Origin of the sequence: Ewingella sp. S1.OA.A_B6 (assembly GCF_049889095.1) — a bacterium.
Taxonomy (GTDB): Bacteria; Pseudomonadota; Gammaproteobacteria; order Enterobacterales; family Enterobacteriaceae; genus Ewingella.
In genome coordinates, this window is record NZ_JBLJFK010000007.1 from 28,645 (window position 1) to 41,222 (window position 12,578).

Here is a 12,578-nt window from a genome sequence, read left to right on the forward strand (position 1 = left end):
CCTGTTAAATATAAAGCGCGGTCGTTAAAATTATCTAGCTAAAGTTGATGTATTTTATCTGCTGCTTTATGAATATATTTAATAATTTGTGAAAACTTATTTTCCGAGCTTGTTTTCATTTTTTCTTCAATGGCGCGAATGTCCTTTCTTCTGTTAGCCAGATAGCCAGAACCTGCCCGCATTATCGAAATTTTTTTACTGCTGTCAATTTATGCCACGCTGGCATACCTATGCTCGACAATCAGCGACAGGATCGGATAGGTCATCCCGCGGCTGGGGGATGCATACACCCATCGAATAGCCGGCGCTGTTTTATCGATCTTGTAATGTCTTGTGCGATCTCATGCATCAGCTCTTGCTGCGTGACGACCAGACCTGGAATACCGCCACGCGTTACCAGTTGATGCCGAGTCCGGCAGGTGAGTAATAATTCCTCCGCCGTGCCCGCATCAAAACTCAACCTCCAGGTGGCTTCAATACTGGCATGTCTCTCCGGCCATGCATCGAACCGCTGAACCGCTATGCTGATACCGACCACCGGTTTGTCCTGCGGTGGTGTCAGTCCTGTAATTTCGACGGTATTCAGTGCGCGTTCTAGCTGCCCTGTGAGTGCGCTGCGCATTTCTTCCGGCAACGGTGATGCCCACAGGGCATTGTCGGACATGACAATTTCGCCGTCACCTTTGCGGGTCACCAGCTGTGGCTGATTTACTTGTTCAGGTATGGACACCGGATGCAACCGGATCACAAATGGCACAGCAGCCAAGGCAGGCGGTGTACCCTCAAATTCGGTGACCAGCGTGTAATAGTGTGGTGTGGATGGGGCACAACCGCTTAACAGCAGCAAAGAGCAGGCGGTGTTTATGACAGCGGTGAGGTTCATGGTTGTTCCTTGTCGTCATTATTTCTGCCGGTCAGCGGTGCCTGCGGCTGGCGGGTAAGTAAGCCGGTGAGTGTGCGCAGGGAATACAGTGTGCGCTGGAATTCGGCCAGGGCTTGCAACAGTGGAGAATCGGCTGCGAGTAGGTTCTGTGCGCTGCCCATCGTTTTATCCAGCTGTCGCAAGGTTTGGGTGGTTTGCGGCAAGACTTGGCCATTCACCTGAATCAGCGTCTGATTAAGATTCCCCAGCGTTGCGTTGAGGTTGTTACCGATCGACTCAATCGGCATTTTCGACACTTTGCCGATCAGCGTCGCGACCTGTTCCTGCAAGTGATCAAAGCCACCATTGAGCGTGGGAATGCGCAAAGGCCGGACGTTGAGATCAAAGAATACTGGCGCGGCGTTGGGGATAAAATCGAGCGAAATATACAGCTGTCCGGTGAGCAGATTGCCGGCGCGCGCCTGTGCCCGCAGGCCGTGTTGTACCAGGTCACGCAGGATACCCGCAGCCTGTTTCTGACCATCTTTTTCAGGCTTCGGAAATTTATCCAGGACACTGCCTAAACGGTTCGGGTAAATCTCAATGGTGACCACCGAAATAAACTGCGAGCGGGAAGGGTCGAAATCCAGAGCAATTGCCGTGACTTTGCCTAATTTCACGCTGGAAAACTCAACCGGCGCGCCGGTTTGCATACCGCGCAGCGACTGCTGAAAGCGCAGTTGAAGAATTTGTGGCGTACCGTCGGGTGGTGCCATCGCAGAGGCCTGACCATCTGCCAGCGTGAAGACGCTGTGGCCGGAGAGGGATTTTGCGGCGCTGACACCGGGTTGATTGGCAAAAGCAATGCCGCCGGCAATGACCGAGGCCACGGTTTGTGTTTTAAGCTGTAAGCCTTCTGAATTCAGTGACAAATCTATGCCGCTGGCATTCCAGAAACGGCTGGAGGGAGTGACAAACCGATCGTAAGGCGCGTCGATGAAAATATTCAAACTGACACCTTGGCCGTCCGGGCGCAGCGCATAGGAAGAGACTCGACCGACCGGTATCCGCCGGTAGTAAACCGCCGAGCCGATATCCAGCGACCCCAGATCGTCGGCCACCACTTCAAATTGTTTACCCGGCATGCCGTTAATAACGGTGGGCGGGGTTTCCAGCCCTTTAAACGTGGATCCGTATTTGTCAGATGTTCCGGTATCCAGACTGATATACGCGCCGGAAACCAGGGTGTCGATCCCCGAGATACCCTCCATGCCGATACGCGGTCGCACCACCCAAAAACGGGTGTCTGCTTTCGCCAAATTCTCCGCGTTTTTCATCAGCGAAACGGTCACCAATACGCGCTGGCTGTCGGGGCTTAATTCGATGGATTTCACCAATCCGATGGTGACATCTTTGTATTTCACTTCTGTTTTACCGGCTTGTAAGCCACTGGCGGTCTGAAAGGTAATAGAAACTTCTGGTCCTGAGGAGGCCCACAACTGAATCAGCAAGAACAAGCCGATCAATGCCGCGATAGCCGGCACCAGCCAGATTAGCGAAGGGCGCAGGCGACGGGGGACGATCTCAGGTGACGGTGCGTGGTGTTCAGTCATTCTTATTGTTTTCCCAGAGCAAACGCGGGTCGAACTTCATTGCTGCCAGCAGGGTGAAAATCACCACTGCCCCAAAAAAGACAATGCCGATGCGCGGTTCGGCTGTACTGAAACCGGGGAACTGCACCAGCGCGGAGATCAAAGCGACTACCATGACATCGAGCATTGACCAGTAACCGATATGTTCAGTGAGGCGAAAAAGGTGCGAACGTCGGATGCGTCCGGAAACACCGCGCCTTTTTGTGGCGATCAACAGCCAACTCAGGATCCCAAACTTAGCGCATGGCACCATGATGCTGGCGATGAAAATCACCACGGCGATACCGTAAGAGCCGGATGACCAGAACCCTGCGATGCCGCCGATGATGGTGCTTTCGCTGCCCTGACCGGCGAAGCTGTTGTACATCACAGGTAATAAATTGGCGGGCAGATACAGCAACAGACCGGTCAGTAACAGCGCCCAGGTTTGGCTCAGGCTGTCAGGTATGCGTGGATGCAGTGCTGCGTGGCAGCGCGGGCAGGGTAAATCATGCACCCCCGCCACATGTTCACAGACCAGTCCGCAAACGTGACATCGCACGATGCCCTGAGGTAACGCACGTCTGACCGATGTCATTAGCGTTTCTCTTTCAAGGTTTTCAACATCCACAGGGGATGAAAATCTTGATGGTTAATCACCGGCAATAACATACATAAACCGAGTAACGCCCATGTGCCGGGACCGGTGGAGATTTGTACCAGATCGGAGAGTTTGATGGCGGCGATCAGAATGCTCAGCAGCGCCACTTCAGCCATGCTCCACGGCGCCAGCCCGGCCAAAAGCCGCATCGCGGCGGCAAAACCCGGTGCGGCTTTTTTCCGGCAGGCGTGATAGAGCACCCAACCCAGCAGCAGGATTTGTAGACACGGGCAAACGATGATCAGCAGCGCTACCGGAATGGCCATTGGCGAGGCGTAGCTGTGCGCCAGCGCCATTGCGGTTTCTGCTAACGTTGCCGCTTGCGATTGTCCGTGGAACTGGATTTCCAGCACAGGAAACAGGTTGGCAATAATAAAAAACAGCCCCGCTGTTAGCGTTAAGGCAAACCATTGTTCCAGACTCAGCCAGCTTCCCCGGTACAACACTGCGTGACAGCGCTGGCAATGTGCCGCCTCGCCGGATTGCACGGCTTTTCGGGTATACAGACTGTCACAGTGTTTACAAATCACCTGCTGCGGATAGATTTTCATCACAGAGTCCTGCTTATTTCAGCTGTTCTTGCAGCTGTTCAGCGCCTTTATCCAGGCCGGTTTCTGCCGCACTCAGTGAGCCCCAGTTTGCGCCGACATTCAGCGAGTTTGGGTACTGCTTAGAGATATAGGCTTTGAGTAGTTGATTGGATGAGGCATCGTAAACTTCCACCGCATAACTCACTGAGCCGGTGAATGAGCCCTGTTTGCCACGGATGGACTGCAGGATGTTGTACGGCCCGCCCACCAAATCAAACCTGGACAACCCCCCAATCACCGGTGTGGTGGTTTCGGCACCGGTGAGCGTCAGGCGAATACGCAACGTGCCGGGCGTGACCTTATTAGTGAGCGGAAAACGCTCACCAACACTTTTGCCGAACTGCTGTTGCATATAGGTCGCCAGTTGTTGTTTTTGCACGGGAGATACATCGTCAAACTGCGCATCCATCCCCTGATAAATCACGACCGGATCGAGGATCGCGCGGGAGTATTTATTCCAGTCGATCGGGGCGTTGTAGCTGTAAGCGATATGTCCTGAATCATCCTGAGTATCGGGTTTCATTTGAGAGGATGAAGCGACCCCGGTGTAGGCCACTGGTTGGGTACTCGCGCACCCCGATAGAAAAACTAATGAAATCAATGCTGCCATAGAATATCGGTATGTTAACGCGGACATGTGTCTTACCTTATATGTAAAAAATCGCAGCGGGATGTTGGTTTATTTTCATCTAAAACCGTACGGTACGGTGTATTTATGAAGTAAAGCTTTTAACATGTCAATAAAATGTACACATCGGTTCACTTATGGGGAAATTTCGCACCAGAATGGTTAAGCCACTTCTTCGCACCGCGCAGGAAAACCCTATGATTGAGCTGGAAAATGTCAGTATTCATCGGCAAGGGCGCAGCATTATTGATGGGGTCAGCACCCGCCCTGAGACCGGGAGCGTCAACGTCATCATTGGACCGAACGGGACCGGGAAAACCACGCTGTTGAACGCGATATTTGGCGAGTTGGCGCTGGCGGAAGGACAGATTCAGTTTGGTGGACGCACGTTATTGCCGGGTAAAATACGTGGCAAAGTGCTGCACGATCTTAATCTCGCCTGCCAGTACGCCGACAATTTGTTGGTGGTCGCGCGGGGGGAAATTCAGGCAGCCGGGAAACCGCGCGAGGTGGTGACCGCCGGGTTGATTGCCGAAACCTATGGCGTTGAAGTTGAGGTGTTGCAGGATCGTTCAGGGAATCCGGTTATTCAACCGGTAAGCGGAACGGTGGAGTCGAATGAGTAGAAGTAACGTATACTTTACAACCCACAAACCCGCGGTTAGAGTGGATGCAGGAAATAACTGTACCGTACAGTTTATCTCCCTGAGGGGGTTTTTATGTCTCCGCCGGAGCAGGCGATATTAATCAGGAGTGAGGATGAAAGTTCGTACCGAAGCACGCCGGGAAGCGATCATCGAGGCTGCCGCCACGTTGTTTAAAGAAATGGGCTATGAACGCGCTTCAATGAATGAGCTTGCAAGACGCCTCGGCGGATCAAAAGCCACGCTTTACAGTTATTTTCCCTCGAAAGAATCGATCCTGGTGGCGGTGGTCAAGGCCTTCAGCACGGGACATCTTTCCGACGCGGTGAAGGGCCTTGCTGCGCCGTTCCCCGATCTTGATTTAGAAACCGTGCTGACCCGTTTTGGCGAAAGAATGTTGCTGGTGCTGACTAATGACGGCACCGCGCTGGCGGTGTATCGCATGGTGATCGCAGAAGCGGGACATTCCGAAATAGGCATGTTGTTTTATGACGCTGGCCCAAGTGAATCTATCGAATCGCTGGCTGCGTTTCTGACAATGGCTATGGAGAAAGGGCAATTGGCTAAAGCGGATGCGCATCTGCGAGCGCTGCAATTTCTGGCGCTGGTGACTGCGGAAACTAATATGCGCATTTATCAGCAAAACCCTGCGCCGATGGATCTCCCTGAGATCCGACAGATGGTCAAAAACGCCGTGGATATGTTCCTGCGCGGCGGTGTGCGGTAGATAAACGTTATTGACTGTTTGTTATTACTCTTTGTTCGCAATAATTTTCCAGAAGAGAGGATGTATGTCACAAAAAGGATTTCCGACAGATTTTTTATGGGGCGGCGCGGTTGCTGCGCATCAGGTTGAAGGTGGATGGGACCAGGGTGGCAAGGGCGTCAGTATTGCTGATGTGCTGACCAAAGGCGCGCATGGCGTAGACCGCATTATGACCGACGGCGTGCTGACGGAATATGTCTATCCGAATCACGAAGGCATCGAATTTTACGCGCATTACAAGAACGATATCGCCCTGTTCGCTGAGATGGGATTCAAATGCTTTCGCACCTCGATCGCCTGGACGCGCATCTTCCCGAAAGGCGATGAAAACACACCAAATGAAGCCGGTATGCAATTCTATGACGATCTGTTCGATGAACTGCTTAAACACAATATCGAACCCGTGATCACGCTCTCTCATTTTGAAATGCCATACCATCTGGTGAAAAAATACGGCGGCTGGCACAACCGTAAAGTGGTCGATTTCTTTGTGCGTTTCAGTGAAGTGGTCATGGAGCGTTATAAGGCGAAGGTGAAATATTGGATCACCTTCAACGAAATCAACAACCAGCGTAACTGGAAATATCCGCTGTTCGGTTACTGTAATTCGGGCGTGATTTTCACCGACTACGAAAATCCAGAACAGGCGATGTATCAGGTATTTCATCATCAGTTCCTCGCCAGTGCGCTGGTGGTCAATCACGGCCATAAAATCAATTCAGATTTCCAGATTGGTTGCATGATCCATATGATGCCGCTGTATGCTGCGACCTGTAAGCCGGAAGATTTAGTGTTCGCGCAAGAAGCAATGCGCCAGAAATATGTGTTCAGCGATGTACAGATGCGTGGCCGTTATCCGACCTATCTGCTTAAAGAGTGGGAACGCAAAAACATCGTGATCGAAACCGAATCCGGTGACGACGATATTCTGAAGAATGGCTGCGCGGACTACATGGCGTTCAGCTACTACATGTCGAATATCGTTTCGCCAGAATTCCGTGGCTCCGATAGCGCGTTAACCTTCTTTGAAGGCAGCAAACTTAACCCGAACCTGAAAGCCTCCGAGTGGGGATGGCAAATTGACCCGGTCGGCCTGCGCTACAGTTTGTCCGAGCTTTACGAGCGTTATCAGAAACCGCTGTTCATCGTGGAAAACGGTTTCGGTGCGCTGGATAAACGTGAATCGGATGGTAGCGTGAACGATGACTATCGCATTGAATATCTCAAAGCGCACATCGAAGAGATGCAAAAAGCGGTGGCGCTGGATGGCGTTGAGCTGCTCGGTTACACGCCGTGGGGCTGCATTGATTGCGTGTCATTCACCACCGGTGAATACGCCAAACGCTATGGTTTTATCTACGTAGACAAAAACGATGACGGCACCGGCACGCTGGAGCGCTCGAAGAAAAGAAGCTTTGCGTGGTATCAGGATGTCATTACCTCCAACGGAAAGAATCTTTAGCACGATGTAATGGCCATCCTTCGCGATGGCTATTTTTTTCACTTTCCTTACTGCGTTAGTGTTGAGTAAAATATAACTAAGATATATCTTTAACGGTGACTAATTTCCTGAAAGAGAAAAAAATGGAACAGCATCGTACGGAGTCTCCTGCTACAAACCTGCCTGTTCGTGTGAAAAACGAGCTCGCGTTCCGCCACCTTACCGTTAAGCACAGCAAAAATATCGCCGGCTGTTTCAAGCGAATCGTCCTTAGCGGCGAAGATCTTAAAGGCTTTAATTCCCGTGGCTTTGACGACCACATTAAGTTGTTTTTCCCAGCCAATCCGGGTGATGTGATCACTCTGCCTGCCGCTACCGAAGACGGTATTGTCTGGGGCGAAGGGCCGCGCCCGATTAACCGTGAATACACGCCGCTGCATTTTGATGCGCAAGCTAACGAATTGACGCTCGATTTCTATATTCACGACGGCGGTGTTGCAAGCGAGTGGGCGGACCATGCAAAACCGGGCGACCCGCTGATTATCGGTGGCCCGCGTGGTTCGTTGCTCATTCCTGTCGACTATCAATGGCAGCTCTATCTGTGCGATGAAACCGGCCTTCCGGCGCTGAAACGTCGTCTTGGCGAGCTGAAACAGGCAGCGTCGAACGCTAAAGTCACCGTGCTGGTTAATGTCAAAGAAGCCAGTTGCATCAGTTATTTAGAGGATGAAACTGCGTTCAACATCGAGTGGGTGGTGAGCGATGACTCCAGGGGGGATCGGAAAGACGATATCGTGTTGCAAAAAGTGAAAAGCTTGTCACTTCCGGAAAATGATTACTACGTTTGGGCAACCGGCGAAGGCAAGTTTGTGAAAGGTCTGCAAGATTATTTCACGGTAACAAAAGGCCTGGAACCTGCGTATGTGCGCTGTGTGGCTTATTGGCATAACAAGTAATGCTGATGAGCAAACATCGTCGCGAAAGAATGTTTGAAACCGGAGATATCCGGTTATTAATGCTGTATTTTTTGCAACAGCGTCCCGCGCACGGTTATGAGTTGATCAAAGCGATAGAAGCGTTATCCAAAGGCGAGTACACACCGAGTGCCAGTATTATTTATCCCAATCTGACTTTTCTGGAAGAGCAGGCGCTGATCCGTGTCAGTCAGGAAGAGGAGGGAAAGAAGCAGTATACGATCACCGCAGAAGGCGCAGAATCGCTCGCTCAACAAGGGGAACTGCTGAGTACGGTGACAGAGCGGCTGCATTCGTTGGCGATATTATCCAATAACCGCAGTATTCCTGAAATGCAAAGAGCGATTAATAATATCCGCATGGCGCTAAATCTGCGGTTGGCAAAAGGGCCAATCGAACAGGACACGCTGTATAAAATTACCGATGCATTAGATCTCGCGACCAAAGCCATAGAGCGCAGCTGATCTGAGCTGATAATGAATAAAGCCTCCGTTTACGCAGAGGACTTATTATTTAAAATGTGGTGATTGCTTCTGTAGCGCTGCTTCACGAACCGGTGCAGTGCTCTTATTATTCTCCGCGCAGTGCTCGTGGGAATAACAGGTTGTTTTCTAAATGAATGTGTTCCATTAAATCGGTGATGAACTCATTGATCCCTGCGTACAGCGCACGCCAGGTAACGCATGCGCCTTCGGGCGATGTAACGTTATTGGTCAGATGTTTGATCTCTTCCAGAATTTCTCCAGCGCTATCATGCTCGCTTTCCATAACAGAAATCGGACCGCCTGCATGACTGCCCATACCCGCGCGGATCATCGGGAACAGAATCTGCTCTTCTTTCATCATGTGGCTGCTCAGTTCATCGAGGATAAGCTGCAACTGAACCGCCAGGCCACGCGGGCAGGGGGCTTTGTCAGCATGTACGCGCTCGACTTTTTCTGCCATTAGCACCAGTTCAGGCAGTTCCTTGCGATGGCGGTCGTGAAAGCGCGGAATGATAAAATCAATCAGCTGAGCCAGTGGAGCGGTTTGCCAGTCAGTTGAAGTATCCGGTTGTTTCGCAATTTCGGCAATTTGCTGTTCAATTACATCAATATCCAGATCTTTTTTAGTCACAGCACGCAGCAAGGTTTGTTTTCCCCCGCAGCAAAAATCGAGATCGTACTGACGAAATAAGCGTGTAGCACGGGGTATAGCAACAGCCAGAACACCAAGAGGTTGGTCGCGATAGTTCATGATGAGTCCTCGTTAAATGAATAACATGTATTATAAATACATGTTTAAGGCAATGCTATAGCTCAAACGAAGTACGAGGGATTTAAATGCTACCCTCACGACATGACTGAAGAGAGGAGTCAGTGTTATTGCTGTCGCAAAAAATCGCGGTAGTTGGGGCTCACTTTATTTTTTGTCTGCTGCACGTCAGCGGTAAAGCGGTAACCAATTGAGGCTGGAAAGAATATGTACTGCGGCATTGAGCAAACCAAACAGCAGTACCAGCACAATCATTTTATTACCGCCCCACACTCGGTAGCACGGGCTGCCAAAGCGCTGGCGCGATGCGCGGGCCATCAATGCAGGAACGATCACCGCCCAGACGGTAGCGGCTAAACCGGCAAAGCCGATGGCGTAGATGAAACCATCCGGGTAGATAACGCCGCCGATAATGGGTGGAATGAAGGTCACCAGCGCAGTTTTAAGACGACCCATCCGGTTATCGTCGAATTTAAACAGGTCGGCCAGATAGTCAAACAGCCCCAGCGTTACGCCAAGGAAAGAACAGGCGACGGCGAAATTTGAGAAGATAGTTAGCAGCAGATCCAGCCCGGCGCTGTTGAGGATCTGGCTTAGCGACTGCACCAGTATGTCAATATTACCGCCGCGTTCGATGATGCCGACAAACGCCGGGCGAGGAATATTGCCCATCGTCCCCAGCATCCAGATGATATACAGACCCAGCGCCATGAGTGTGCCAAGTAGCAGACATCTTTTAATCATCTGCGGATCTTTGCCGTAATACTTCATCAGGCTTGGTACGTTGCCGTGATAACCAAACGACGCCAGACAGAATGGCAGTGTCGCCAGCACATAAGGCGCGTAACTCGGATTGTACTCCACGCTGTTGAGCAAATTGACCGGTTTGATGTGCCACAGAAGACTGCCGAAGGTGAGGAAAAAGGCGATGATCTTTGCGCCCAGCACAATGGCTGTCATACGGCTCACCGCACGGGTACTTAGCCAGACAATGAAAGCCACGGCAAGCGCCGTCAGCAGGCCGCCGAGACGCGGCGAAAAGTCGACTGACATTTCACGCATTGTATGTTGAAGAACTGAGCCACTGGCTGAAATATAAGCGTAGGTGAGGATGTAAAGTACGAAGGCAATGGTGATGCCGTTAAGCATATTCCAGTGGTTACCTAGCAGGTCTCGCGTCACAGTGTTAAAACTGGAGCCGACCGGGTAATTCAGGTTAGCCTCCAGAATCATCAGACCGGAGTGCAGCATACAGAACCAGGTAAACACCAGTGCGGCGATTGACCAGAAAAACCAGGCACCTGACATCACTACCGGCAAAGAGAACATCCCTGCACCAATGATGGTGCCTCCGATAATCATCGCACCGCCCAGTAATGAGCGTTGCGGGGGATTTACTGTAAGCGTAGCCATAGTGCGGATCCTCGCGTGGCTTTAATCATGATGAACCTGTCAAAAAGGGCAGAAACTAACAGGGTAAAAAACCTGCGTTTTTTCTGTGGCACGGTCCTTAAGCGCGGCAATATAGTGCATCTGGAAATCAATGTATACGCTTGACTAGTTTGCTAGTACGAGGAAGGCTAAATAACTCTGTTCGCTGATATGAGTTGCAGCGCATCAATGATGTGACCGGGTCGTGGTGCAGAAAGACAGAGAGAAAGAGGGTGATGAAGTGTATTTTGTGCAGCTTGACGGGATGATCCACGTCTGCATGCAGATGAGCGGCATCTTAGATGCGGCGGAAGAGCTTGATGAGTGATGTCACTCAGTTCTGCATCCTTCCGCCATCAGGCAATGGGCGTAATGCGTTATGCCGGCGGTTGCTGCTGAGCAGGTGTCGTGTCGGTGTTTAGCTCTGAAAATGCCGGTTTGGTTTTGGTCACGCTGTACGCTACGTGTTTTGCAGCGTCGGAGGTAGTGGTGATTTCAACCGGTGCAATAGTGACGCGTCCAATCAGCGTCCGGGCATAACCTCCGACCTGATGCTGGCCTGCGGGAACGTGTAACTCGACGCTTTGGCCCTTCTTCAGCGCAGCAGCATCGGTACCGTCAACGGTGACAAAAACCGTGGTGCCGTCGTCAGTTTTGCCAGAAATATGTGCCACGGTGACCAGCGTATCGCCACTGGCGAAGTTGGCTGCAGGCTCGCCAGTAGGGTGCTTGGCGCATCCGGTCAGCGTAATGGCGGCCGCAATGACGGCCAGGGTGAAACGGTGAGTCATAGTGCGACGTTATCCTTTAATGCATCAATGTGAGATTTCTAGCCTGACGTAGTGGTCAGGGCAGTAATATAACTGATATCTCTGTCGTGATGAATGCATTGGGTGCGAATCTCAGAGGAATCGTCTTAGACATTTTAGACATAGGCCCGGTAAGCGATGCGTAGAATGGGTGCACATCAGTGGTCATCCTGCTATCTGCCCAGTTTCAGCGGTTGCTATTTCTTATACCGTAACGCTTCTACCAATCGTGAGAAGGCGGTAGTGTGCTCATTCTTGTCCTCAGACGTTACAGATGAAGCTCATGTGACAATTCTACCGCCGTATACAAGGTGAGCAGAAGCCGATTTGCAATACTATTTATGACTCAAGCTCATAAGTTCTTGCTGACTTCACCCTATCGTTAATACATACCAATCTCGGTAACGTGATCACATCGCATGACATATCAGAGGAAAACATGAAAATTATTCGTAGCGGTACCCAACCTTCCAAAGTCGGTCCGGCAGAGTACTTTACTGGCATAGTGCGTATTGACGCATCTTTCAGCGGCACTGAACCGGCCCGTGTTGGAGGCGCTACTGTGACATTTGAGCCTGGTGCACGCACTGCGTGGCATACCCATCCGCTTGGACAGACGCTGATCGTCACGCAGGGTCGTGGCTGGATCCAGAAAGAAGGAGAGGCAATTGAAGAGTTGAATCAGGGCGATATTGTTTGGATCCCTGAAGGCATAAAACACTGGCATGGTGCGACATCCCAGACTGCCATGACGCACATTGCTATTGCAGAATCGCTAAATGGCAGCCCGGTTGAGTGGCTTGAGCATGTTACGGATGCGCAGTATCAGAAATAATTAACGTCTGTAAACAGTGGGACATAAGTCCCTCTGGAATAAATGAAAAAAA

The 12,578-nt window shown here is 51.2% G+C and carries 14 protein-coding genes; 6 read left to right on the forward strand and 8 right to left on the reverse strand.

The window, feature by feature from the left end:
- Positions 1–262: 262 nt before the first annotated feature.
- Genes ACMV8I_RS14315 through ACMV8I_RS14335 form a run of 5 tightly spaced genes read right to left on the reverse strand, consistent with a single transcriptional unit; the run spans position 263 to position 4,381 of the window.
- The gene (locus ACMV8I_RS14315) at positions 263–883 is read right to left on the reverse strand and encodes a PqiC family protein (protein WP_498865879.1); all 621 of its coding nucleotides are present in this window, start codon (positions 881–883) and stop codon (positions 263–265) included.
- Positions 880–2,475: a PqiB family protein gene (locus ACMV8I_RS14320; protein ID WP_498865880.1), complete on the reverse strand. Its 1,596-nt coding sequence runs from the start codon at positions 2,473–2,475 to the stop codon at positions 880–882. The genes ACMV8I_RS14315 and ACMV8I_RS14320 overlap by 4 nt, the downstream gene beginning before the upstream one ends.
- A complete protein-coding gene (locus ACMV8I_RS14325; protein WP_498865881.1) occupies positions 2,468–3,091 on the reverse strand; it encodes a paraquat-inducible protein A in 624 nt (207 codons plus the stop codon). Before ACMV8I_RS14325 ends, ACMV8I_RS14320 begins: the two co-directional genes overlap by 8 nt.
- Positions 3,091–3,705 (reverse strand): paraquat-inducible protein A, encoded by a 615-nt coding sequence (locus ACMV8I_RS14330; RefSeq protein WP_498865882.1) that lies wholly within the window; start codon positions 3,703–3,705, stop codon positions 3,091–3,093. The genes ACMV8I_RS14325 and ACMV8I_RS14330 overlap by 1 nt, the downstream gene beginning before the upstream one ends.
- A gap of 13 nt (positions 3,706–3,718) precedes the next feature.
- On the reverse strand, positions 3,719–4,381 hold the full coding sequence (locus tag ACMV8I_RS14335) for a DUF3313 domain-containing protein (RefSeq protein WP_498865883.1): 663 nt from the start codon (positions 4,379–4,381) through the stop codon (positions 3,719–3,721).
- Positions 4,382–4,569: 188 nt separating this feature from the next.
- Here ACMV8I_RS14335 and ACMV8I_RS14340 point away from each other — a divergent pair, with 188 nt between their 5' ends.
- From ACMV8I_RS14340 to ACMV8I_RS14360, 5 genes are all read left to right on the forward strand, one after another.
- Positions 4,570–4,998, forward strand: coding sequence for an ATP-binding cassette domain-containing protein (locus tag ACMV8I_RS14340; RefSeq protein ID WP_498865884.1), 429 nt, complete (start codon positions 4,570–4,572; stop codon positions 4,996–4,998).
- A 133-nt stretch (positions 4,999–5,131) separates the two neighbouring features.
- Positions 5,132–5,743, forward strand: a complete 612-nt coding sequence (locus ACMV8I_RS14345; RefSeq protein WP_498865885.1) for a TetR/AcrR family transcriptional regulator C-terminal domain-containing protein — start codon at positions 5,132–5,134, stop codon at positions 5,741–5,743.
- A 64-nt stretch (positions 5,744–5,807) separates the two neighbouring features.
- Complete coding sequence (locus ACMV8I_RS14350; protein ID WP_498865886.1) at positions 5,808–7,244, forward strand: 6-phospho-beta-glucosidase; 1,437 nt, start codon at positions 5,808–5,810, stop codon at positions 7,242–7,244.
- Positions 7,245–7,366: 122 nt separating this feature from the next.
- Positions 7,367–8,179, forward strand: coding sequence for a siderophore-interacting protein (locus tag ACMV8I_RS14355; RefSeq protein WP_498865887.1), 813 nt, complete (start codon positions 7,367–7,369; stop codon positions 8,177–8,179).
- A gap of 5 nt (positions 8,180–8,184) precedes the next feature.
- Positions 8,185–8,661, forward strand: coding sequence for a PadR family transcriptional regulator (locus ACMV8I_RS14360; protein ID WP_498865888.1), 477 nt, complete (start codon positions 8,185–8,187; stop codon positions 8,659–8,661).
- A gap of 106 nt (positions 8,662–8,767) precedes the next feature.
- Here ACMV8I_RS14360 and ytfE read toward each other — a convergent pair whose 3' ends face one another.
- The 3 genes from ytfE to ACMV8I_RS14375 form a co-directional block, all read right to left on the reverse strand.
- A complete protein-coding gene (gene ytfE / locus ACMV8I_RS14365) occupies positions 8,768–9,433 on the reverse strand; it encodes an iron-sulfur cluster repair protein YtfE (protein ID WP_498865889.1) in 666 nt (221 codons plus the stop codon).
- A gap of 186 nt (positions 9,434–9,619) precedes the next feature.
- The gene (gene mtr, locus ACMV8I_RS14370; RefSeq protein ID WP_498865890.1) at positions 9,620–10,864 is read right to left on the reverse strand and encodes a tryptophan permease; all 1,245 of its coding nucleotides are present in this window, start codon (positions 10,862–10,864) and stop codon (positions 9,620–9,622) included.
- Between the two features lie 395 nt (positions 10,865–11,259).
- Positions 11,260–11,673 (reverse strand): hypothetical protein, encoded by a 414-nt coding sequence (locus ACMV8I_RS14375; RefSeq protein WP_498865891.1) that lies wholly within the window; start codon positions 11,671–11,673, stop codon positions 11,260–11,262.
- Positions 11,674–12,130: 457 nt separating this feature from the next.
- Between ACMV8I_RS14375 and ACMV8I_RS14380 the strand changes: the two genes are divergently transcribed.
- Positions 12,131–12,526, forward strand: coding sequence for a (R)-mandelonitrile lyase (locus ACMV8I_RS14380; protein WP_498865892.1), 396 nt, complete (start codon positions 12,131–12,133; stop codon positions 12,524–12,526).
- Positions 12,527–12,578 lie beyond the last annotated feature (52 nt).